This is a genomic window from Selenomonas ruminantium AC2024, assembly GCF_000687995.1.
In the GTDB taxonomy this organism is placed as follows: Bacteria; Bacillota; Negativicutes; order Selenomonadales; family Selenomonadaceae; genus Selenomonas_A; species Selenomonas_A ruminantium_B.
Window position 1 is genome coordinate 2,176,187 of sequence record NZ_JIAC01000001.1, and the last position, 22,693, is coordinate 2,198,879.

The 22,693-nt window shown below is 52.5% G+C and carries 20 protein-coding genes; all 20 read right to left on the reverse strand.

All coding sequences use genetic code 11. The features are described from left to right. Positions 1-17 precede the first annotated feature (17 nt). Positions 18-1,400 carry a signal recognition particle protein gene (ffh, locus tag P157_RS0110440; RefSeq protein WP_026760931.1) on the reverse strand — a complete coding sequence of 461 codons (1,383 nt, stop codon included), beginning with the start codon at positions 1,398-1,400 and terminating at the stop codon, positions 18-20. Further along, a complete protein-coding gene (gene ylxM / locus P157_RS0110445; RefSeq protein WP_143035105.1) occupies positions 1,401-1,757 on the reverse strand; it encodes a YlxM family DNA-binding protein in 357 nt (118 codons plus the stop codon). A 114-nt stretch (positions 1,758-1,871) separates the two neighbouring features. Beyond that, positions 1,872-2,984 carry a hypothetical protein gene (locus tag P157_RS0110450; RefSeq protein ID WP_026760933.1) on the reverse strand — a complete coding sequence of 371 codons (1,113 nt, stop codon included), beginning with the start codon at positions 2,982-2,984 and terminating at the stop codon, positions 1,872-1,874. Continuing rightward, positions 2,981-4,405 carry a hypothetical protein gene (locus P157_RS0110455; protein ID WP_026760934.1) on the reverse strand — a complete coding sequence of 475 codons (1,425 nt, stop codon included), beginning with the start codon at positions 4,403-4,405 and terminating at the stop codon, positions 2,981-2,983. Before P157_RS0110455 ends, P157_RS0110450 begins: the two co-directional genes overlap by 4 nt. Positions 4,406-4,419: 14 nt before the next feature. Further along, positions 4,420-5,796 (reverse strand): SGNH/GDSL hydrolase family protein, encoded by a 1,377-nt coding sequence (locus P157_RS0110460; protein WP_026760935.1) that lies wholly within the window; start codon positions 5,794-5,796, stop codon positions 4,420-4,422. Further along, positions 5,793-7,040, reverse strand: a complete 1,248-nt coding sequence (locus tag P157_RS0110465; protein WP_026760936.1) for an HD domain-containing protein — start codon at positions 7,038-7,040, stop codon at positions 5,793-5,795. The genes P157_RS0110460 and P157_RS0110465 overlap by 4 nt, the downstream gene beginning before the upstream one ends. A gap of 12 nt (positions 7,041-7,052) precedes the next feature. Beyond that, positions 7,053-7,985: a homoserine kinase gene (gene thrB, locus P157_RS0110470; protein ID WP_026760937.1), complete on the reverse strand. Its 933-nt coding sequence runs from the start codon at positions 7,983-7,985 to the stop codon at positions 7,053-7,055. Positions 7,986-7,989: 4 nt separating this feature from the next. Beyond that, complete coding sequence (locus tag P157_RS0110475; protein WP_026760938.1) at positions 7,990-9,288, reverse strand: homoserine dehydrogenase; 1,299 nt, start codon at positions 9,286-9,288, stop codon at positions 7,990-7,992. Positions 9,289-9,314: 26 nt separating this feature from the next. Beyond that, positions 9,315-9,761 (reverse strand): ACT domain-containing protein, encoded by a 447-nt coding sequence (locus P157_RS0110480; RefSeq protein WP_014424166.1) that lies wholly within the window; start codon positions 9,759-9,761, stop codon positions 9,315-9,317. 97 nt (positions 9,762-9,858) lie between these two features. Beyond that, entirely contained in the window at positions 9,859-10,455 is a 597-nt protein-coding gene (gene plsY, locus P157_RS0110485) for a glycerol-3-phosphate 1-O-acyltransferase PlsY (protein WP_026760939.1), read from the reverse strand. After that, positions 10,455-11,786: a ribosome biogenesis GTPase Der gene (gene der / locus P157_RS0110490; protein WP_026760940.1), complete on the reverse strand. Its 1,332-nt coding sequence runs from the start codon at positions 11,784-11,786 to the stop codon at positions 10,455-10,457. The genes plsY and der overlap by 1 nt, the downstream gene beginning before the upstream one ends. A gap of 21 nt (positions 11,787-11,807) precedes the next feature. After that, positions 11,808-13,214, reverse strand: a complete 1,407-nt coding sequence (locus tag P157_RS0110495; RefSeq protein ID WP_026760941.1) for a DUF512 domain-containing protein — start codon at positions 13,212-13,214, stop codon at positions 11,808-11,810. 92 nt (positions 13,215-13,306) lie between these two features. Beyond that, on the reverse strand, positions 13,307-14,353 hold the full coding sequence (rpsA, locus tag P157_RS0110500) for a 30S ribosomal protein S1 (protein WP_230578507.1): 1,047 nt from the start codon (positions 14,351-14,353) through the stop codon (positions 13,307-13,309). A 2-nt stretch (positions 14,354-14,355) separates the two neighbouring features. Beyond that, positions 14,356-15,183, reverse strand: a complete 828-nt coding sequence (gene ispH / locus P157_RS0110505; RefSeq protein ID WP_026760943.1) for a 4-hydroxy-3-methylbut-2-enyl diphosphate reductase — start codon at positions 15,181-15,183, stop codon at positions 14,356-14,358. Positions 15,184-15,302: 119 nt separating this feature from the next. After that, on the reverse strand, positions 15,303-16,028 hold the full coding sequence (gene nuoB, locus P157_RS0110510) for an NADH-quinone oxidoreductase subunit NuoB (protein ID WP_026760944.1): 726 nt from the start codon (positions 16,026-16,028) through the stop codon (positions 15,303-15,305). 16 nt (positions 16,029-16,044) lie between these two features. Further along, a complete protein-coding gene (locus P157_RS0110515; RefSeq protein ID WP_026760945.1) occupies positions 16,045-17,577 on the reverse strand; it encodes an NADH-quinone oxidoreductase subunit C in 1,533 nt (510 codons plus the stop codon). After that, positions 17,577-19,067 carry a proton-conducting transporter membrane subunit gene (locus tag P157_RS0110520; RefSeq protein WP_026760946.1) on the reverse strand — a complete coding sequence of 497 codons (1,491 nt, stop codon included), beginning with the start codon at positions 19,065-19,067 and terminating at the stop codon, positions 17,577-17,579. The genes P157_RS0110515 and P157_RS0110520 overlap by 1 nt, the downstream gene beginning before the upstream one ends. An 8-nt stretch (positions 19,068-19,075) precedes the next feature. Next, positions 19,076-19,702, reverse strand: a complete 627-nt coding sequence (locus P157_RS0110525) for a hydrogenase (protein ID WP_026760947.1) — start codon at positions 19,700-19,702, stop codon at positions 19,076-19,078. A 10-nt stretch (positions 19,703-19,712) separates the two neighbouring features. Then, complete coding sequence (locus P157_RS0110530) at positions 19,713-20,588, reverse strand: respiratory chain complex I subunit 1 family protein (RefSeq protein ID WP_026760948.1); 876 nt, start codon at positions 20,586-20,588, stop codon at positions 19,713-19,715. Position 20,589: 1 nt separating this feature from the next. Beyond that, positions 20,590-22,572 carry a proton-conducting transporter membrane subunit gene (locus tag P157_RS0110535; RefSeq protein WP_026760949.1) on the reverse strand — a complete coding sequence of 661 codons (1,983 nt, stop codon included), beginning with the start codon at positions 22,570-22,572 and terminating at the stop codon, positions 20,590-20,592. Positions 22,573-22,693: the final 121 nt, after the last annotated feature.

The following is a 22,693-nucleotide window of genomic DNA, read 5'->3' on the forward strand; positions in this document are numbered from 1 at the left end:
CAAATAAGGATTAAAACTTAACGCATAAACGGCATTTTCGGGAAACCACCGAGATTTCCGAGTGCTCCCAAACCGGGGAAACCTTTGCCCTTCTGCATTTTTTTCATCTTCTTCATCATCTTGCGCATTTCGCCGAACTGCTTCAAAAGCTTGTTGACGTCCTGCACTCTCGTGCCAGAGCCCATAGCGATGCGCTTGCGGCGGCTGCCGTTGATGATGGTAATGTCGGCACGTTCCTGCGGCGTCATGGAGCGGATAATAGCTTCAATCTGACGCATTTCCTTGCCGTCCAGGTCAATATCCTGGCCTTCGAGCTGCTTTTTGAGCCCGCCCATACCGGGAATCATGCCTAAGATGTTTTCGAGCGAGCCAAGTTTCTTGACCTGCTGCATCTGGGATAAGAAGTCATCCAAGGTAAATTCATCCTTGCGCAGCTTCTTTTCCATCTTCTTGGCTTCCTCCATATCGAAGGTCTGCTGGGCTTTTTCCACGAGGGAAAGCACATCGCCCATGCCCAAAATACGGGAGGCCATACGGTCGGGGTGGAACGGCTGGAGAGGTTCCAGTTTCTCGCCCATACCGATGAATTTTATGGGAACATTCGTGACTGCTTTGACGGAAAGTGCCGCACCACCGCGGGCATCACCGTCGAGCTTGGTCATAATGACACCGTCAAGTCCAAGACTGTCGTTGAAGGTCTGCGCCACATTGACCGATTCCTGACCGGTCATCGCATCGACAACGAGCAAGATTTCGTGGGGCTTAACCTCAGCCTTGATATCGCGAAGCTCCTGCATGAGGGCTTCGTCTATCTGCAGACGACCGGCCGTATCGATGATAATGACATCATTAGCATGGCTCTGCGAATAAGCAATGGAAGATTTGGCAATCGTTACCGCATCGGTTCCCGGTTCCATGGAGAACACGGGAATGTCGAGCTGTTTGCCGACAACCTGCAGCTGCTTGATAGCCGCCGGACGATAAATATCGCAGGCAACGAGCAATGGACGCTTGCCCTGTTTCTTGAGGGACAAGCCCAGCTTACCAGCGGAAGTGGTTTTACCTGCGCCCTGCAAACCTGCCATCATAATGATGGTCGGCGGATTCGGGCTGATGTTGATACGGCTCTGCGTGCCGCCCATGAGGTTCGTGAGTTCCTCATCAACAATCTTAATAACCACCTGAGCCGGCGTCAGGGTTTCCAAAATATCCTGACCAATGGCCCGTTCCTTAACGGTTTTTATGAAATTCTTTACAACCTTGAAGTTGACGTCTGCTTCCAGGAGCGCCATACGCACTTCCCGCATGGCTTCATTGACATCATCCTCCGTCAATTTGCCATGGCCGCGAAGTTTTTTGAAGGTCTCCTGCAAGCGGTCAGACAGGCTTTCAAATATCAATTAATTAACCTCCTGACTGCGCCCGATAAAGGGCTCCAGCCGGTCAAGGATTGCCTCAACGGCGCTTTCATTGCCCGCCTGCCGCAAATCCTTGATGGACTCATAAATTTTTGCCAGTTCCTGACGTTCCTCGTGATAACGAGCCGCCAGCCCCAGCTTTTTTTCGTAGGATTCCATCGCCTTTTCACTGCGATGGATATTGTCGTAAACCGCCTGCCGGGATATGCCCAGCTCCTCGCCGATTTCCGACAGAGAAAAATCTTCAAAGAGGTGCAAGCGCAAGCACTCTTGCTGCTTTTCCGTCAACAGCGCCCCATACAGGTCAAACAAAGTAGACAAATATAAGAACTGCTCCATCACGGCTATCACCTGCTTCAAAAATAGGTGCCAAGGTTTTCCCCTTGACATAGGCTATTATAGCGAAGCTGCTATAGCCTGTCAAGTGTTTTTCCTTGGCACCTTGAAAAAATATCAGATTTTCACGTATTCTGAGCCCATTTCCACAATCTTTTGGCCAGCAGCCTCTAAAGCCGCCGCCAAATCATGGGCAGTTCCGTTGAACTCCAGGTCCACGGTCGTATTGCCGAAGGAAGTGGCACGCACATAGGCGTGGTTGACGCCGGGAATGTTCTCCAGATAGTTGGTAATATCGGCAATGTTGCCCCATTTGTTCTGCGTGATGACCAAAGTGATATGCTGGCTGGGATTGGCCGCCTTGTTGAGTGCTGCCTCCCCTATGGCCTTGGCAATACCGGCCGATGCCGCATTGATGGCCTCATTTTCCGCATTATTGCTGCGCCGTTCCGACTTGCCACGGAAATTGCCAGCGTAGATGACTTCACCGGTGTTGGCATTTACCATGCGCACGGCGATGGAAGCCGCAGCTTTCTTTAAGTTAGCCATACCGGGCATAGGAACGTAATCGGCCATGCTGTTGACGGCTAAATCCACCTGCGCAGTCACCAGGTAATCCACCGGTGACTGGATGTTGAGGCTTTGCCAGAGCTTCCTGTCCTGGGAGTATTGCGCCGCCAAAAGCTGGCGCCGCTTAGCAGTACTTATCTGGCCCATGTCCACCACCCGGCTGAAACCTTGACTTGTCAAGCCGTTGATTACATTGTTTTCCACCGCAGGATAGGCCCGCCCCTGCCGGTCCATGGCCAGCACGCCGATACGCGGGTCCTGCATGTTCATGCCGATAACAGCTTTTTTCTGGGCCAATGTGCCAAGAGCCGCCGTCAGTTTCTGCTCCTGCACATCCACCTGCACCTTGGCGGAATGGATGCCGTTGACGACATTATGTTCCAACACCTTGTAGCTTCTGATATAGCCATCGGCCTGGGTATAGACCCGGTCATTAATGAGCTTGTAGTTCTGCACATAACTGCGGCTGTCCACCATGACGCCAATCTGCTGCTCAATAGCCTGCCGCAGGGCGGCTTTAATCGCCCCCCGCTCCGAACTGCCCTGACCGGTCACTGTCACCATAGCAGCCCAGGTCACGCTGGCAAAAGCCCACCAACAGACCATCGCCAACAGGCATATTTTCAAGCCATGCTTCTTCTGCACTTTCGTCACCTTCATTTCCTTCCCTCGTAAACTGCCAGCAATTCACCGTTTTTATCCGTAATGTTGATGGGGTTAAAGGTCAGCTTACCCTCCTTCACTTGGAGGTAATCGGTCCGCATGGTGAGACCGGCAAATTCAATGGCCACGTCATTAAACTCCAAATCCCGATAACCCTGACGGAATTTACCAGACATACTCTTGAAAGGGATTATCTTAAACCGGCCTTCCCCCGAAGAAAAATGGCCATAGGACGAAGTTTCCCGGCCACTCCCCTTAGATGATAGGAACATCTCCAGGTCCACATTACAGGAAAGATGGCTGCCCGGCAAAGCCTTTTGCGCCTGCAAGTCCGTGCCAATGCCATGAATGCTGTAGTAACGGGTATCCAAATCGTATTCCCCATCAGCCACCAGCTTGCCGCCAAAGACCGAAGCCTCCACATCGTTAAAGTAGAGCTTCTCCCCATCATAATCGACCCGGCCCCGCACATTTTCAAAATCGAGCGCGGGAATATGCAGATGTTCCATGCGCACATGGCCTTCCCCGCTGATCTCGTGCAACGGGCCGGTCAGGTGGCTGTCCAGTGTCATCTTGTCGTGAATGTTAATCCCCATTCCAAGCGAGGAGGGGTCAACATCCATGAAACTGATGTAAAAATCAGCCAGCGGCAGCTCTGCCCCGTCAAAATCCACCGTGCCCTTGAGTTTGACCCCATTGCCCACCATAGTGCCGCCGAAATGACCGGTGGAAAGTTCCAGAATCATATCGTCATCGGTGTTGATATCCGCCAGCATATTCACTTTGGACAAAAGATAGTGACGCCGCTTATGGAATACCTCAAGACGGCAGTCCTCGAATTTCAGCTTCATGCGGATTTTCTTTCCTTCCCGCTCGAAGTTGTGCCATTGCTTAGCCATGCGCTCGGCATGTTTCTTGCGGCGGTATTCACCGATTTGTTTGCGCTCTTCCTCGCTTTTGCCCGCCAGGCTGACTTTTGCCCGCCAGTCTGTATCCTCTTCCTTGACCTGTTGCATATCCGGGGAACTGCGCACAAAGTCTACCCGCATGTCATCGGACAGACGCACCGCCACGGCAGCATTCCGAATGGTCAATTCCTGCATGGTCGTGGATTTGATATTGCCGGTGATAACATCCCAGGGGCGCACCTCAAAGGAGCCTTCCGGCACATAGAGGATCAGACGGCCCTCGGGGTCATGCCATTGAAGCTGGCTGAATTCCACATGCCCGTTAATATGCGCCACAATTTTTTCCGCCCTGATTTCCCCTTTGAGCATGTCCTGATCCATCATGGCCTGATTAAAAATGGCTGCGGCCCCCCGGCTAAAAACTTCCAGCACAAGAACAGCGGCAACAGCAATCACTGCCGCCGTTATGAGCAGTAGTTTTTTCCAGTGGGTACGCAGCCATTTCATCATGACATCTCCTCTAACTATTCATTTTGATAATTCATCAGCATCCGGTCCGCCAGACCTTTTACCTGGGGCCAGGCAAGATTGATACGCTCAGCCATGAGTCTCTTGCCGTTGGCATCAGGATGCAGACCATCCAGCGCATATTTTACCGGCAGTTTATTATCGGGGCAGACAAAGGCGGCCGCCGTATCGATATAAACCTGCGTACGGATAAAATTATTCACCGTAAGGAAGCGGCTGGCATAATCGGGAGCCGTGCCCTCTTGGAAAATATGCTCAATGCTGTCAGGATTAATCATCGGCAGGGTCAGCAGAATGGGCGCAATGCCGTTTTCCAGACACTTGCGCTGGATTTCCTTGAGGCAGTCGATGACCACCTGTGGGTCCTCCCCAGCCCGCAGACTGTTGCTGCCGGTCATAATCAGCAGATAATGCGGCTTAAAAGGCAGTACATCCGCATCAAAGCGGTCGCGGGTCATCTGCGCCGTATCGCCGCTCTGGGAAAGATTGATGGCTGGGAAATCCAGATAGCTCAGATAGCTGAATTCAAAATCTGCCGGGCCAAAGGAAAAATGACCACCGCCATGACTGATGCTGTCCCCGAGCACGCCCACTTCCCAGTTGTCCAAGGGCGATACCCTGTAATACTGTGGTTCTGACCAGGTGCCCATGACATTTCCGTCCTGGTCAAAGGACAGAACACGCCAGAAGAAACCATTGGGCAACGGGCGCGGCGAAGTATCGTAAAGCTCCGACATATCTGCAAATAAGGTCGCAAAGGGCTGGGCACTTTTATTGACCGCCGGATTATCGTGATACAGCGCGACTTCATAACGCTTGGCGCCTGCCTGCTGTACCCAGTGATAGACCGGATAGAGGAGCGCTCTGCCCCTTTCCCCATTGTATTCCGTCACCGGCACGGGCGCATTCATCGGCGCGATATCCGGACTTGTCCAAAGTTCTCGGGGCGGAGAAAAGGGCGTCAGCGCATTGCCGTCAAAATCCATGGAACGCACCCGCCAATAGAGGGGACGTTTGCCGAGCAAATCGGCGGCAAACTCCTTTAGGGGCGGATTGTAGCGGTTCTGATACACCCGCCGGGAACGATGAATGGCCGACGTGGACTCACATTTTTCATCGAGGAAGAACGGCACCGAGGAAAAAAATTCCACCTCGTAGAACACCGCGTTCTCATCCTTCTCCCACTCCAACACCGGGGAATAAGACACAGGATTTTGCTTGCTTGTCACCGTATAGTAACCATCATCCATCGCTGCAGTCTTTGCCTTGTTTTGCATCTGATAAAAGAGGATGCCTCCCATGGCACCGCCCACAATGCAGACGGTCAGACCAATAATCATTAAATACGTGCGCCTTTGACGCCACCAGGTCATAACTTCGTTTCTCCTTGTTTGTGATACTTATAATTTTGATAGGCTTTCACCTGTTGGTTCCGAACCCAATCGCCAATCGCAGCGCCTCTTAAAGATTTCGGCGCCTGACTGCCATTTACCTGCTGCATGCAGGCAATAATCGCAGGTGCTTCTTCGAGATAGGGCGGCAGACTGTGATGGTCCGCTCGGATGACAGCCTGAAAGTCCGCGATTTCCATAGGGGAAGCCGCCACCTTCAGCAAAAGTTCCGCAATTTTTCCTGCCTTATTGAGACGGGCCGCCCGCATGTGCTGGCTGATAACGAAAAGTCCCGCCTGCAGCCATTTCTTGGGCAGAGTCATACGCGCATTCCAGCGCTTCAGTACATCCTGTCCCCGCACTTCATGGTCGTAGTGATGCGGCAGCATTTCTGCAGGCGTCTCGCCCTTGCCTAAATCATGCACCAGGCCACAGAACCTTGCCAGCAGGGAATCCGTCTCCGCTGCCACCATATCCACCACGAGCATCGTATGGGCAAAGGCATCCCCTTCGGGATGAAAGGCTTCCGGCTGGGTCTTGCCGATAAGCGCCGCCAGTTCTGGGAAGGTCACAGCCAGCAGCCCTGTTTCCTGCAAGGCACGAAAAAACAGCGAGGGCTTTTCCGTCAGCAAGGCCCGCTTTAGTTCCTGCAGAAGCCGTTCCGCTGGTTCCCCTGCCAGTTCCTCCCGGCAGGCTGCCATAGCTTCCTTCGTCTCCTCCGCCAGCGTGAAATGAAACTCCGCCGCCTGACGGGCAGCTCTAAGCGCCCGCACCGGGTCTTCGGCAAAATGATGCGATACCGGGCGGATTATGCCCTGCTTCACATCCTCGCGTCCCCCATAAAAGTCAAAAATCTCGCCTGAGGGCAGTTCCATCGCCATGCTGTTGATGGTGGTATCCCGGCGGTATAAATCTTCTTCCAGTGTCACATTGCGGCCATACTCGACGGCAAAACCGCGATAGCCTGCTCCCTGCTTTTCTTCCTTGCGAGCAAAGGCCACCTCGGCATGGCAGCCATCAATATCCACGAGATACACAGGGAACGCCTTCCCCACGCGCGGGGCATGCGGAAATACCTGTTGAAATGTCTCCTCATCAATGCCCGCCGCCATATAATCCTTGTCATGGGCAGGCACCTGACGCAAAAAATCCCGCACCCAGCCGCCCACGATAAAAACGCGGGCGCCTGCTGTGCGGATTTTATTCACAAAATCTTTCTCAGTCATAATTCACTTCAATTATCTATCGTTCAAAATATGTGCTCCGCGGGTATCGAGCTCCAGACTCAGGATATTCGCCTTTACCCCATGACGGGCAAAAGCCTCCTGCATAGCCTGTCCTACCGCATCTTCCACATGACGACGCTGGAGGCAATAGGCAATGAGGCAGGGACCGGCACCGCTGAGGCTGGCGCCTAAGGCACCGGCTTTTTTCGCGGCGCTGAACACATCGTACATGCCGGGAATCAGTTTGGCCCGATAGGGCTGATGCAGGGCATCTTCAAAGACATTGCGAAGGAACTTCTCATTGCCCTTGCAGAGGGCCGCCACCAGCATACCGGCCCGGCCGATATTGTTGATGGCATCCTTCATGGGCACTTCCTTGGGCAGAACTTCCCGCGCCTTTTTGGTGGATAGAGGGAAATCCGGTACTGCCACCACGAGCTTTAACCGCATCTTGGGAATCAATGTAAAGCATTCCACATCCCCGCGGGTCACGGTGCTGATGGTAAAACCACCATAGATAGCCGGTGCCACATTGTCGGGATGACCCTCAATGTCCGTGGCAAACTGCAGCAGTTCCCGGCGGGTAAAGCGGTTGTTTATCAAGGCATTAGCGCCTTTCAGCCCTGCCACAATGGCCGTAGCACTGCTGCCCAGACCGCGGGACAAAGGCACGTTATTTTCCATATGGATAATGGCGCCCTTATAGGTATCTGCAAGGCCTGCTTTTTTGAGCAGGTACTGCACCGACTGCCAAACGATATTGCGGTCATCACAGGGAATATTCCCTGCTCCGGCACCGTTAATGGTAATCCTGCAGCCAGGAGCTTCTGTTAATTGTAACTGCAAGTCATTGTAGACCGTACAAGCCAGCCCAATGGAATCAAATCCCGGCCCGCAGTTGGCACTTGTTCCCGGGACTCTTACCCAGATGCTGCGACTATCCACTGACTTACCCCCGTTCCTGCTCAACACGAATGACACTGCGAATTTCATCTACCACAGGCAAAGCCTTTAAGGCTGCCAGCGCAGCTTCAATCTGGGCATGCTCCACGCGATGGGAAATCGCCACGATTTCGGCATGGTCCACGATATTGCGGTGGGTCTGGATAACGGATTCCAAACTTACACCGGCATTGCCGAAGGCCGTAGCCACATAGCCCAATACGCCCGGCTTATCGTCCACGAGCAAGCGCACATAATACGAAGACTTTGTCTTCTCCAGCGGGCAGATGGGCTTTTCTTCATAGCAGGTGCAGCGTACCCGACCAAAGTTATCATGCAGGATATCGCGGGAAACTTCAATCACATCCGCGACAACTGCGGATGCCGTCGGCAGGGAACCGGCGCCCTGACCATAGAACATGGCATCACCGATGGCATTGCCCTTGACGAAGATGGCATTGAACACGCCGTTAACTGCAGCCAGCGGATGTTCCTTGGGCAGGAATACCGGATGTACCCGTACATCCACACCATTTTCCTGGGTTTCCTTGCCCACGGCAAGCAGCTTAATCACATAGCCAAGGTTCTTGGCATATTCGATATCGTCCGGGGTGATTTTCGTAATGCCTTCCACGGACACATCTTTAAGTTCCACGCGGGTATTAAAGGCCAGCGATGCGAGAATTGCCGCCTTGCGGGCCGCATCAAGACCATCTACGTCCGCAGATGGATTAGCTTCGGCATAGCCTTTTTCCTGTGCTTCCTTAAGGACACTTTCGTAATCGCTGCCACATTCCGTCATTTTCGTGAGCATATAGTTGGTCGTACCGTTCACAATGCCCATGATTTCCGTCACCTGATTGGCCGTCAGGCACTGCTTCAAGGGCGTGATAATGGGAATGCCGCCGCCAACACTGGCTTCAAAGAGGAAGTCCACATCCTTTTCTTCGGCTTTGGCAAACATTTCCTTGCCGAACTGGGCCACGACATCTTTATTGGCGGTCACGACATTCTTGCCTGCTTCCATTGCCCGGAGCATATAATCCTTGGCCGGATTCAACCCGCCCATCAGCTCGACAACGATTTCGATTTCGTCATCATTTAAGATGTCTTCAATCTTATCCGTGACCTGATAGTTCGCCAAAAAGGGGCGCACCTTACTGCAATCGCGCACGAGAACTTTTTTAATCATAAGTTCTGCTCCCACGCGCTCGGTAATCTGCTGCCGATTCATCTCCAGCACTTTAACAACGCCGGAGCCGACAGTCCCGGCTCCCAACAAGCCTATCTTAATAACCTTCTGCATACGGTACACCCCTTTTTCCTATTCAATTAAGCCTGACCAAGAACTTCCAGACGCTTCACGCCATCCACCATGCGTAGCTTATCGAGCAAAGCTTCGAGGTCTACGCTGAGGTTCATGGTTTCAATGGAAACGGTGGCATTGGCCACGCCCTGCAGAGGAATGCCCTGATTGATGGTCATAACGCTGCCCGAATCCTGGGAAATCGTATTCAGCACGCTGGAAAGAACCCCCTTCTTGTGCTCAAGAAGGAAAGTCAGCGTCACAATCTTGTTCTGGCTGGCTTCATAGAAGGGGAACACATAATCTTTGTATTTGTAGTAGGCACTGCGGGAGAGTTCCATCTTCTCCACAGCCTCATTGATGGTGCGGGCATCGCCGCGCTTGAGCATTTCTTTTACTTTGATGGTTTTCTTGATAGCTTCCGGAAGAATTTCTTCACGGACGAGGAAAAATCCGCTTTTCTGTTCGTTCATGTATTACGCCTCCAATGGATGATTTTCTACTGACAAAAGATAGTATACCATACTTTGTATACATTGTCACTCTTAAATTTTACAAATGTCCACAGAGTCAGCGCTTTGCCGCCTGAATTTTACTTTCCGTGCCCTTCAGCAGACGGCCAATGTTACTGTGATGGCGGACAATGATAAAGGCTGCCGCCAGCAGGCCAAAGAGAATAAAGGGCAGTTCATAGTTCATGAGCCAGGCCAGTAGGGGTACGCAGGCCGCCGCCACAATGGAACCCAAGGAAACATAGCCCGTCACCTTTACAATGGCCAGCCAGATGAGGAACACGATTAAGGCCGGCAGGGGCATCAGCATTACCATGACACCAAGGCCCGTGGCCACCCCCTTGCCCCCCTTGAACTTCAGAAACAGGGAGCAGGAATGGCCCACAATGGCCAGAATGCCGCAGACAATCATAAAGACAGGCGTGCCTACAAGCAGAGCGCCAAGGTAAACGCTCAGTGCACCCTTGGCAAAGTCCAGCAGGAAGATGGACGTTCCTGCGGCCTTGCCCAAAGTACGCCAGGCATTGGTGGCCCCAATATTATGACTGCCATGCTCTCGCAGGTCCGTATGCCAGATGGCTTTGCCCAGCCACAGACCGTTGGGAATGGAACCTAAGATATAGGAAAGAACACCAGCTAACAGCATCGAGCTCATCAATAATCATCCTCCTCATCACGGGCGCGGACAATCAGGCGCAGGGGCGTACCCTCAAAGCCGTACATTTCCCGCAGGCGGTTTTCGATAAACCGCAGGTAGGAGAAATGCATGAGTTCCGGATCGTTGACGAAGATGATAAACTTAGGCGGCTTAATGTCGGCCTGCGTCATAAAGAGAATCTTCAAGCGGCGGCCGCGATGCATGGGCGGCGGGTTGATGGAAACCGCGTCACGGATGAGCTCGTTGAGGACGCTGGTCTTGATGCGCATGGACTGCTGTTCAGCCACATACTTCACCAGTTCCGTCACACGGCCGACACGCTGACCGGTCAAAGCCGAAGCATAGAGCACCGGCGCATACTGCAGGAAGCCGATTTCTTCACGCAAATCTTCGGTAAAGCGGAGGGTTGACTTGTCATCCTTTTCGGGATAGATATCCCATTTGTTGACGACAATGACTACCCCCTTGCCAGACTCATGGGCATAACCGGCAATCTTCTTGTCCTGCTCGGTGATACCTTCAAAAGCGTTGATAACCATCAGGACAACATCGGCACGGTCAATAGCCCGCAGGGAACGCATAACACTGTAGCGCTCCACCGGCTCGTCAATCTTGCCACGGCGGCGCATGCCGGCAGTGTCAATCAGCATAAACTTCATATCGTCCTTGACGAAATGGGTGTCGATGGCATCACGGGTGGTGCCGGCCACATCGCTGACGATAACACGTTCTTCGCCGAGCAGCTGATTGACGAGAGAAGATTTACCAACATTCGGACGGCCGATTACGGCAATGCTGATTTCGTCCTCGTCCTTTTCCTCGGGCACTTCTTCGGGGAATGCCGCCACAATGGCATCCAAAAGGTCACCCAGGTTCATAACATTGGTAGCCGAAAGAGGAATCGGGTCACCCAAGCCCAGATTGTAGAACTCATAGATGTTCATTTCGAGCTGTGGGCTGTCAATTTTATTGACGCCTAAGATAACCGGCTTCTTGGTATTGCGCAGAATCTTGGCCACTTCTTCATCCGAAGTCGTAAGTCCAGCCCGGCCATCCACCAAAAAGAGGATAACGTCAGCCTCTTCCATGGCGATTTCCGCCTGGTTGCGCATGGATTTTAAGATATGGTTGCTTTCATCGAATTCGATACCGCCGGTATCAATCATGGTGAACTCATGGTTCAGCCATTCTGCATCCAAGTAAATTCTGTCCCGGGTAACGCCGGGCATATCGTCAACGATGGAAACGCGTTTCTTGCCAATCTGATTGAACAGGGTAGACTTGCCCACATTCGGGCGTCCTACGATGGCAACGATAGGTTTGCTCATTGTCAGCCTTCTTTCTTATAGTTATTCCACAGGCTTCGTATAGCCTGCATTGCTCTGCCAGGTATAGGCAGTTTCGCCGCTGCGGTTCTTATGATAATTTGACCAGTCGGTAAGCGCATGGTAGTAATCTGCCCCGCCCTGTACCGGCTCTACGCGGATGTTCGGGAAATGCGCGGTAAATTCCTGCAGGGTCATATCGTCAAGGAAGATATCCTCGCCTGCCCTCAGCGCAGGTTCGGGAATAATCAGCGCCTGCCGCTTCTCTGCCTCCGGCATAGTCTGCAGCGTATCAATAATGTCCTTTGCGGTCAACAGTCCCGATACATTGACCGTTGAACCAAAGTGCTTGTTCTCCACCGGCACAATCCGTACCTGCAGATTTTTGATCTGTAAGGATTTCGCCAGCTTTTCCATAACCGGCGCCACGGAGGTTCCCGTCACCACATCAATCACAAAGGGCTCATCATAGCCATTTGACATGTCAGAATTTTGACATGTCAAATTCCAGTCATTGATAAAGCTGCGGGTCAGGCCAATGCCGTTATCGAGCTGCGGGAAGCCGTCATAGAATTCGGTTGGCGGCACTTCACGGCCTGCCAAGAAGTAGAATTCATCCCCTAAGTACAGGAACGTACGTCCCTCTTCCTGCTGGAACTTCTTCTGCCACTTCTCCACCATGTCGATGACTCTGGCGGCACCTTCACGGTCGAACTGCTGCAAGGGATAGGGGTCGGTGCGATATTTGGTGATGCCCACGGGCACAATAGCCATGGACAGGGCATGGGGACGGCGGGCGGCGATTTCGCGGATGGAGCGCTCTAATTCTTCGCCATCGTTTAATCCAGCACAGAGCACAATCTGCGTATGGTATTCAGCACCAGCTTTTTCCAGATTTTCAAGCTGCTCGGTAATCCGTGCCGCGCCTTTACACCGCAGCATCTGTGCCCGTAGCTCCGGATTCATGCACTGCACCGACACATAGAGCGGCGACAGGTGGAACTGCTCGATACGCTTGAAGTCCGCCGGTCCCATATTGGTCATGGTCACAAAGTTGCCATAGAGGAAGGACAGGCGGTAATCATCATCTTTTATCGACAAGCTGTCCCGCATATCCGGGGCAATCATATTGACAAAGCAGAAATAGCAGTTGTTGGCACATTTGCGAATGCCATCAAATACTGCCGACTCAAATTCCACGCCCAGTTCTTCATCAAAATCCTTATCAAAGGAAATGATTTCCCGCTCGCCATCGGCATGCTCTATGGTCAGGTCGATTTCTTCATCGGCCATGGCAAAGCTCACATCAATGATATCCCGCAGGGGCTGTTCGTTGATGGCGATGATTTTATCACCAGGAACCAGCTCCAGTTCCTCGGCCAGACTCCCCTCATTTACTCTGGAAATAATCCCAGCGTATTCCTTACTCATATCTATATCTCTTTCATTCTAGTTCTAATTAAACAAAGGAGTGATGGAAAACATCACTCCCCTGAGTTTATTCTGTTTATTTAGCGAAGCTATTAGTTAGCTTTCGTGATGGACAGCGAAATGCGTTTACGCTTCGTGTCGATGCGCAGAACCTTAACCTTAACTTCATCGCCAACATGAACAGCTTCATCAGCACGTTCAATGCGCTTTTCAGCCAGTTCGCCCATCGGAATCAGGCCATCGAAGCCCGGTTCGATTTCCATGAATGCACCGAAGTCCGTCAGTTTGATGATTTTGCCTTCGATGATGTCGCCTTCAGCATACTTTTCAGCATTGTCGAGCCAAGGATCACGCATGGTGTCTTTTACGGACAGGGAAATGCGCTTTGCTTCCTGGTCGATGCTCTTAACGTATACATCGAGTTCCTGACCAACTTCGAGAACATCAGACGGATGCTTCACGCGGTTCCAAGCCAGGTCAGAGATATGAGCCAGACCATCTACGCCGCCGATGTCGATGAATGCACCGTAATCAACGATACGCTTAACGGTACCGCGAACGATGGTATCAGCCTGCAGCGTGGAGAATACTTCGTCTTCCTTCTCAGCGCGAACAGCTTCGAGGAGCTTGCGGCGGGAAAGAACAAGACGCTGCTTGTGTACATCGATTTCGATGATTTCGCATTCAACAGTCTGACCAGCATATACGGACAGATCTTTTACGAAATGCAGTTCCATCTGGGAAGCCGGGATAAAGCCACGGAGACCATTTACGGAAGCTACGAGACCGCCCTTAACTACCTGATTGATGGTAGCCTGAACCGTTTCGCCACGTTCCATGATGGCTTCCATTTCCTTCCAAGCAACCATGCGGTCAGCTTTAACCTTGGAAAGGATGCCGCCGTTGTCGCCGCCCAGGGAAACGATGTAAACATCGATTTTGTCGCCAACTTTTACTACGTCCTCAGCGGACTCCGGAGCCGGGTAAGCCAGCTCGCGCTTCGGAATAGCAATTTCCTGCTTGTATCCGATATCAACATAAGCCTCATCGCGGGAAACCTGGATAACTTCACCGGTTACAACGGTGCGCTCCTGGATATCCGGCATTGCATTTTCGGCCTCTGCTAAGAGTTCTTCCATATTCATCTGTTCTGACACTTTTTATATACCTCCTTGATAATCCAGTCAGGTGTTGAAGCACCCGCTGTAATACCAATTTTTTCAATTTTATCAAACCACTCGTCCTGCAGTTCTTCTGCAGTTTCGATATGGTAAGTTAAACATTTTTCTGCGCAAATCTGCGCCAACCGCGTGGTATTAGCACTGTTTCTGCCGCCAATCACGAGCATCATGTCAACCTTGGCTGCTAAATCCAAAGCTGCTTTCTGCCGCTGGTCAGTCGCTGTGCAAATGGTTCGCTGTATGTGGATATCCCGGGACTTCTCCAGCAAATGATTCACGATACTCTTGAACCGGTCACCGGAAAAAGTCGTTTGACAGACCACACCGAGTTTGGCACTGGATTCCAAGGCATCGGCCTCTTCCTCTGTCTCCACGATTGTCGCTTTGCCATCGGACCATTCAAAGATACTGCGCACCTCAGGGTGCTTCTTCTCACCGATGATGACAACCTTATAGCCTTCATCCGCCAATTTCTTAGCCGACAACTGCGCCTTCTTCACATGAGGACAGGTTGCATCCACCAGATTCAGCCCGCGTTTTTCGGCTTCTTCATAAATATCCGGCCCTACACCATGGGAGCGGATAATCACGGTTCCCCTATCCATCTCTGCTAACGTATCAACCGTGCCAACGCCTTCTGTCTTGAGGCGTTCCACCACTTGGGGATTATGGATAATGGGTCCCAGTGTTGAAGCTGTGCCATCAGCGGAAGCATTTTCCTGGGCAATGGTTACAGCACGTTTCACGCCATAACAAAAGCCGAGATAATCTGCTAAAATGACTTCCATACATCAACCACCATCATTGTATTATGTAAAAACGGTTATACCTTCAGCCCGTTTTCACAATCTAACATACATAATAGCATAGCAAGATAGTATTTGGCAAGAAATTTTTTGACAAATTCTTACATTCTTTCCGCCAGCATATCTGCAGCGGCCAAAAGGCCGGCAATCATAGCGCTTGGTCTGGGAGGGCAGCCGGGGATATAAATATCCACCGGCACCACCTTGTCAGCAGCCCCGACGATAGCATAGCTGGCGCCGTAAGTCTCACCGCCCGCCGCGCAGGCACCGCAGGCCATGACCAGCCGCGGTTCCGGCATGGCTTCGTAGGACATTTTAAGGGCCTGCTCCAAGTTTCTCGTCACCACGCCTGTGACCATCAAGAGGTCAGCATGACGCGGAGATGCATCCACATGCACGCCATAGCGGTGCAAATCATAGATGGGATTGGACATTGCGCCCATCTCAAAGTCGCAGGCATTGCAGGAACCGGCATCAAGATGGCGCACATGCAGGCTGCGGCCGAGCTTTTGCTTGATGACTTCGGCCGTAACCTCGGCAGCATCTTCCGTAATCACAGGCAGAGCCTCATCACTGCTATGCTGCAGGTTGCCCATGGCTTTTTCCACACACTTGCCGCAGAATAGGCATTTTTTATAGTCAACGGCATAGCCCTGTGCATCTGCCGTGACCTTAAAAGCGCCCACGGGGCAAACCTTGGCACATTCTTCCCGCAGATTTTCTGGGCAGCTGCCGTTGATTTTCCCGCGGAAGCGTTCACTGCCGGTGAGGGAAATTTTTTCGGTGGCGATTTTATCGCCTAATAAGCGTTCTATTACCTTAAACATAATCTCTCCTCACCTCTTAACGGTCAATGCAGGCATAGCACAGTTCAAAACTCTTATTGATAAGCGGGAAGTCGGGAATGATATCCCCCTGCACCGCAATGGTCAGCGCAGGCCAGTTGGGATAAGAGGCGCTGCGGACGAAAATGCGGTCAATTTTGCCATCCTGCAGGGCTACAAACTGGAAGTTGCTGCCCCGAGCCGATTCGCTAAGGCCCCAATCCTCACCGCTGACATTTGACCAGTCAATTTGACTTGTCAGATTTGACGGGTCATTTGACTTGTCAGCTTTCAGCAGATTGCAAAGCTGCTCCACAAGGCCAAAGGATTCGGTAAGTTCGGCAATACGCAGAGCCAACCTTGCGGCCACATCGCCGGTCTTTTCCGTCACAAGCTCAAAGTCAAGTTCCGGGTAAAGGCCGTAAGCAAAATCCTTGCGGCTGTCATGGGCAAAGCCCGAGGCTCTTGCACCCACACCAACCATCGCCAAATCCACAGCGGTATTTTTGCGTACAATACCTGTCGTGCGCACGCGGTTCTGGAAGTTGGCCTGCTGGGCAAACATTTCGCTTAAATCGCTGACATTGGTTTTGACCTTGTCCATAATATCGGCGATATCGTTGATTAAGGCACTGTCAATATCCTGGTGCACACCGCCGGGAACGATTACGCCGCGCAGGAAGCGGTTGCCCGCAATGCGTTCCTGCAGGCGCATAAGCATTTCCTTCGTGCGACCGCCGAGGCTGATAGCCGGATTAAAGCCCACGCCGGCGGGGATATTGCCAAGGTCACCCACATGGTTGGTGATGCGCTCGATTTCCATCAGCAGCGTGCGGATGATTTCCGCCCGCCGCGGAATTTTTACGCCAGCGATTTTTTCCACAGCCTGACAGAAGCTCCAGGTGTTGGCAATGGAGCAGGCACCACAGATACGCTCGACGATGGGCAGCGCTTCTTCGGGTGTCTTGCCCTCCATGATTTTTTCCAGACCACGGTGAGTATAGAACAGACGCGCGTCCAACTGCAGCATGGATTCACCGGCCTGACTGAAACGGAAGTGACCCGGCTCGATAATACCGGCATGAATCGGACCGACCGGCACTTCATAAACACCTTCGCCCTTGGCCACACTCATATCCATACGGCGGTTGCCACGAACCTCAACATCCTTTGCCACATTCTTGCGCAGGGGATAAAAACCTTCGGGGAACGTATCGTGCAGGACAAGCGGGCGCGGGTCTGGATGGCCCTGCGGCACAATGCCGAACATATCCTGAATCTCGCGCTCATACCAAACGGCAGCAGGAATCACACTGGTCAGGGATTCGTAACAAAGGGACTCCCCTTCGCCAAAGACAGCCTTAACGGCCTCCATCTTATGCTCGCTCAGATTTTCAAACACCGCATAAATAGCATAACCCTTCACTTCGGGATTTTCCGTTTCATCCCGGCCAAACATGGCAGTCAAAGGATTATTGCCGCCGTTGGAAAGGATATTAGCAGTGCCCCGGAAATTTTCCGGCTTCACCACTTTCAAAGACCAATCCGCCATTACTGCACACCTCCCAGAACAATTTTTGCCGCCTCAGTCAGCAGCGTTCCCACATAGGGAAGCTCGTAGGCAAAGGCACTTACTACACCACTGACAGCCAGCATCAAGAACAGTACACAGCTGTCAAGGTTGCCCATCAGTTCACCGGCAGATTTGCGCGTCGGCTTGCCGCCGAGCATACGCATGGCATGGTAGAGAATACCAATCAGCATACCAGCCAGCAGCACGAGCGCCAGAATGCCCAGATACGGATGATGTGCCTGGAAGAAGCTGGCAATGATGTAGAATTTACTGAAGAACACCCCCATCGGCGGCATCCCCAGGATGCCTACGATGCCGAGCAGCCAGAACATCGCCGTTTTGGGTGCCTGCTGCATCATGCCATGAATGCGCATCATATTTTTCGTCGCATAGGTTTCCATAATGGTACCTGCCGTATAGAACAGCATGTATTTAACCAATGCATGGTTGAACATGTGCAGAAGGGACGCCTCTGCGGCCAGCGGCATAAAGAGACCGAAGCCTGCGGCGAGCAGACCGAAGTTTTCCATCGAGGAATAAGCAAGCATACGCTTGACATCACGTTGCACCAGTACAAACGGCACAGCCAGAGCAATGGTCAAGAGGCCAAAGCCCACATACATATTGCTGATGAAGTCCAGCCCCACCACCGGCATCACGATAGCCGTAGCGCGCAGGAGCACATAGAGGGCGCAGATACAGAGCGCACCGGAGAGCAGGCCACTCGTAAGGGCCGGCGCTTCCGAATGAGCATCCGGCAGCCAGGCATGCATGGGCGCGAGGCCGATTTTCGTGCCGTAACCCACAAAGAGGAAGGCAAAGGCGAGCTTTGCCACATCATGGTCAAGCATCTGCGCATGATGGGCCATAAACTCCCAGTTCAGCGGCTGAACATTGCCCATGGCCTGCAGCTGGCCATAATAAAGGATGATGGTACCCAAAAGCGCCAAGCAGATACCCACGGTGCAGACCATAACATATTTCCAGGCTGCTTCCAAAGACGTGCGGGTGAACTTAAAGGCCACGAGCAGTGCCGACACCAAGGTAGTTGCTTCAATGGTTACCCACATAAGCCCTAAGCTGTCCACCGTCACCACCAGCATCATCGTCCAAACGAAGAGATGCGACAGCGCATAGAAGCGCCCTTCCAAATGGGTAAAGCGGCGTAAGTATCCATAGCGGATATTCGTATCGCGTTCCAGATACGCCTTGCTCGTCCAGGCAAAAGCCAAGTACAGCGTGCCCACAATCACCAGCATCCAAATGCCCAGAGCATCCACATAGAAGAAGCCCTGGCGGATGGGTTCATCGGCATGGCAGGCAAATTTGACTGCCATGTCGAGAATCAGGCCAAAGACCACGGTGGCCGTCAGCCTGTCGGCGATATGCAGGAGTTTTAACCCCAGCATATTGGTAGCCGCCACCACTGCAAAGAGCAGGGGCAGCCCCAGTATATAATAAAGTTCCATAAACTACCTCAGCCCTTCAACTTTCTCATTACGGTGGTATCCGTGGTCATAAAGGAAAGACTCATGCGATTAGTGAGAATTACCAGTACCACCACGGCAATCAATACATCCAGGAATACACCAAGCTCCACCACTAACGGCAGACCTTCGGTGATGATGAGACCCAAGAGATAAATGCCGTTTTCCAGCGTAATCAAACCGCAAATCTGCAGGATGGCGCGCTTGCGCATCACCATGAGCGCGAGTCCCGTCATAATCATCATAACGGTGGCCGCAAAGATATCCTGCGCCATGGGGTCGAGCATAAAGCGGTTGCCGAGTACATAGCCGAACACCAGGAAGGCCGCCGCGGCCAGCGTGGAATAATTCACGTTAATATCCGAAAAGATTTCCCGCTCATCGGTAATGCGCTTGATGAGCTTGAGCATGGCCGTAGGAATAAAGATAACCTTAACTCCCAGCGTCAGCGCAAAGGGAATCAAAGCATGGATAAGGCCATGGTTAAGGCCTGCCAACAGACAGGCACAGGCCACAATCACCGACTGGGCCATCAGCGCCACCACCGAGCGGCGCAGCTCCATCACCCGGGTCTGCACAAAGACCACAAAGATGAGCAGAACTACCAAATATTCCATTTTCTCCTCCTTACTGTGCGATAATCGCTACGGCCAGCATGATAACAGCCGCAGCCAGATAAACACGGACTTTGAACAGGCGCATCTTGTTGTTCAGCGTTTCCACCAGACCAATCAATAGCGCACTCAGGAGCACCTTCACCACCAACGGCAACGGCAGAGGCAGATAGAGACTGCCAAAGAGCACAAGGAAGGACAGCATCTTGAGCATGCTGCCCAGATGGATATAACTCAAAAGACGGCCTGAATATTCAAGCGTCATGCACTCGTGAATCATGGTGAGCTCCAGATGCGTATCGGGATTATCCACCGGCAGTCGGCTGTTTTCCGCCAGCATCACGAGGAAGAAGGCCACGCCGCCCATTACCGCCGGAACGGTAAAGTAAAAGGCATTGTAGTCAATGACCATCTGCGAGAGCATGGTTGAGCCGTAACGGCTGGCGTTCAGCAGGATGGCCAGCATCACCGCCGGTTCCACCAAAACGGAAATATAGATTTCGCGGGAACCGCCCATGCCGCCAAAGGCCGTAGCCGAATCAAGCGAACCAAGCGTCATAAAGAAACGGCCCAAAGCTAAGATATAGACAAAGACAAAGGCATCACCCAAGCGGATATTCCCCGCGAGCAGTCCCGGCAGCATCATGGCTGCCATAATGCTGGTCACCAGATACACAATGGGTGCCGCCAGAAAAATCCAGCTGGTGTATTTCGTCACAATCACCGGCTTATGCCACCATTTCCAGAGGTCAAAGTACTCCTGAAAGATACTGGCCCCCTGCCGCTTCTGCAAAGTTGCTTTCGTCTTATTGACAATCCCGGCAATCAGGGGAGCGCAGACAAGCAGACAGAGTGCCTGCACGGCGGCATTATAAAAACCAATCGCCATCTCACATACCTCCCCAAATCAACACGATGACCATAGCAATCATGGTATAACCAATATAGAGGCGCACACTGCCCTGCTGAACAATCCGCAGGGTATCGGCAGCCTTTATCATGATGTGCTGTACCGGACGATAGAGTCTGTCCGTAAACTGGTCAGGAATCAGCAGATTATAATGAAGCTTCCGGCCAAAATAAGCGTGCTCCCGCTGCAGGAAAACGCGCTCCCGGCGGGGCTTCAAGATAAAGTCAAAGGCTCGGCGCAAGGGCTTGGAAAAACCAGTCGCCGTATACTGCTGGCGGCGGGTCGGTTCCGTACCGCAGTTCCAGGTCACATCCTGGCGCACGATGACTTTCTTGCCGCTGATGGTCAGCGCAAGAATAGCAAACAGCCAAAGAGCAGCAATCAAAATCAGCCAGGGACTAAAGACCGCTTCCGACTGGCCGCCATTCCACCAGAGGCCCATAAAGTTACCGGCAGGAATAGCCAGAGGACTGTCCACCAAAATCTGACGCATGGTATTAACCAGCGGTGCCGGCATGATGCCCGCCGCCAGAATGACCAGCGCTTCCATGCCCATGCCCAGAAGCATCGTAAAGGGCATTTCATGGGCTTTGAGCACCAGATTGGAACGGCGGCGGCCCAAGAAGGTCACGCCGTAAAGCCGCACAAAGCAGCCCAGAGCCAATGCGCCCGTAAGCCCCAGCAAAATAAAGGCAAAGATAACAAGCAGGCGCAGTTCCGGCGTGCCGGATTCGAAGGCCAGTGTCATCATGCCCTGCAGGGTCAGCCACTCACCGACCAGACCTGCCGTAAAGGGCAGCGAGGCCAAGGACATGGAACCAATCAACGTGAAGGCTGCCGTCCAGGGCATCTTCTTCATAAGACCGCCCAGAAGCTCCACATTGCGGGTGCCCGTAGCGTGCATGACGGCACCGGCACTCATAAAGAGCAGGCACTTCATTAAGCTGTGGGCAAAGGAATGAACCAATACAGCCGTAAAAGCTGCCAGCGAAAGATACGGCTTATCCATAGCCACGAGCAGCATACCGCAGCCGAAGGCCGCAAAGATAATGCCCATGTTTTCTACAGAAGAATAAGCCAGAATCCGCTTCATATCCTTTTCCATGGAAGCGTAGAGCACACCAAGGAAAGCAGAAACCAAACCTACCACCATGACAATCAGGCCATAGGCAAAGACATCCGCGCCGATAAATTCAAAGACGAAACGGCCAAAACCATAAACGGCCACCTTGAGCATCACACCACTCATGAGCGCCGACACATGGGACGGCGCAGCCGGATGTGCATTAGGCAGCCAAACATGCAGCGGCATCAGGCCCGACTTCAGCGCAAAGCCCAGGAAAGCACAGCCAAAGGCGATATGCCGGAGCACCGGCGGCAGCTGGCTATGTGCCAAATCAGCAAAGGCGAAGCTTTCGGCCCCGCTGCCCAAAAGATAGAAGGCGACAAGAATAGCTGCCGTGCCCAGATGGGTCATGACCATGTACTGATATGCGGCATGCACCACCTGCTTCTTCTCGCTCTCGTGGTTCACGAGCAGGAAGGACACCAACGCCATGACTTCCCAAGCCAGAATAAAGGTAAAGGCATCGCCAGCCAGCACCACCATGACCATCGAACCCAAAAAGAGATTCCAAAGTCCGGACAGCTGACGGATGCGGGCACCTAAGTATCCCCGGCCATAGCCCATACCATAGATGCTGACGGCCGTGCCGGACAGACCGATAATCAGCAGAAAGGCTGCCGCCCAACCGTCAACGGCCAACGAATAGCGGCCCAGCTGCCAGACAGCTGCACCTCCCATGCCCCCCAGCGTCAGCAAGGATTGGCACAACACCACAAGGCTGGCGATACTTGCCAGCCCCATGGACACATAATGGGCAGCCAATTCCAGCCGCTTCGGCCAAATCAGCGCCAGCGTTCCGAGGCCATAAAGGCCCAACGCCCCCACAAAAGATTCCATACGTTCCTCCTATAATTTATGATTGCTTTAATTAATATAGTAACCTTGACATTATACCCCAAAGATTCTGCACTGAAAAGGGCTCCTATAAAAAAAGTGATTGACCAGTCATTTGACCGGT

What these genes read in the sequence shown, in the direction of transcription:
- P157_RS0110530 (WP_026760948.1), bottom strand. Translation starts at nt 20,588, where the DNA reads ATGGCGATTGGTTTTTATAATGCCGCCGTGCAGGCACTCTGTCTGCTT.
- nuoB (WP_026760944.1), bottom strand. Translation starts at nt 16,028, where the DNA reads ATGTTTAAGGTAATAGAACGCTTATTAGGCGATAAAATCGCCACCGAA.
- P157_RS0110450 (WP_026760933.1), bottom strand. Translation starts at nt 2,984, where the DNA reads ATGAAGGTGACGAAAGTGCAGAAGAAGCATGGCTTGAAAATATGCCTG.
- P157_RS0110535 (WP_026760949.1), bottom strand. Translation starts at nt 22,572, where the DNA reads ATGGAATCTTTTGTGGGGGCGTTGGGCCTTTATGGCCTCGGAACGCTG.
- P157_RS0110480 (WP_014424166.1), bottom strand. Translation starts at nt 9,761, where the DNA reads ATGAACGAACAGAAAAGCGGATTTTTCCTCGTCCGTGAAGAAATTCTT.
- P157_RS0110465 (WP_026760936.1), bottom strand. Translation starts at nt 7,040, where the DNA reads ATGACTGAGAAAGATTTTGTGAATAAAATCCGCACAGCAGGCGCCCGC.
- plsY (WP_026760939.1), bottom strand. Translation starts at nt 10,455, where the DNA reads ATGAGCTCGATGCTGTTAGCTGGTGTTCTTTCCTATATCTTAGGTTCC.
- P157_RS0110515 (WP_026760945.1), bottom strand. Translation starts at nt 17,577, where the DNA reads ATGGCGGATTGGTCTTTGAAAGTGGTGAAGCCGGAAAATTTCCGGGGC.
- P157_RS0110455 (WP_026760934.1), bottom strand. Translation starts at nt 4,405, where the DNA reads ATGATGAAATGGCTGCGTACCCACTGGAAAAAACTACTGCTCATAACG.
- P157_RS0110525 (WP_026760947.1), bottom strand. Translation starts at nt 19,702, where the DNA reads ATGGAATATTTGGTAGTTCTGCTCATCTTTGTGGTCTTTGTGCAGACC.
- rpsA (WP_230578507.1), bottom strand. Translation starts at nt 14,353, where the DNA reads ATGGAAGAACTCTTAGCAGAGGCCGAAAATGCAATGCCGGATATCCAG.
- P157_RS0110495 (WP_026760941.1), bottom strand. Translation starts at nt 13,214, where the DNA reads ATGAGTAAGGAATACGCTGGGATTATTTCCAGAGTAAATGAGGGGAGT.
- P157_RS0110460 (WP_026760935.1), bottom strand. Translation starts at nt 5,796, where the DNA reads ATGACCTGGTGGCGTCAAAGGCGCACGTATTTAATGATTATTGGTCTG.
- P157_RS0110520 (WP_026760946.1), bottom strand. Translation starts at nt 19,067, where the DNA reads ATGGAACTTTATTATATACTGGGGCTGCCCCTGCTCTTTGCAGTGGTG.
- ylxM (WP_143035105.1), bottom strand. Translation starts at nt 1,757, where the DNA reads ATGGAGCAGTTCTTATATTTGTCTACTTTGTTTGACCTGTATGGGGCG.
- ispH (WP_026760943.1), bottom strand. Translation starts at nt 15,183, where the DNA reads ATGGAAGTCATTTTAGCAGATTATCTCGGCTTTTGTTATGGCGTGAAA.
- P157_RS0110475 (WP_026760938.1), bottom strand. Translation starts at nt 9,288, where the DNA reads ATGCAGAAGGTTATTAAGATAGGCTTGTTGGGAGCCGGGACTGTCGGC.
- der (WP_026760940.1), bottom strand. Translation starts at nt 11,786, where the DNA reads ATGAGCAAACCTATCGTTGCCATCGTAGGACGCCCGAATGTGGGCAAG.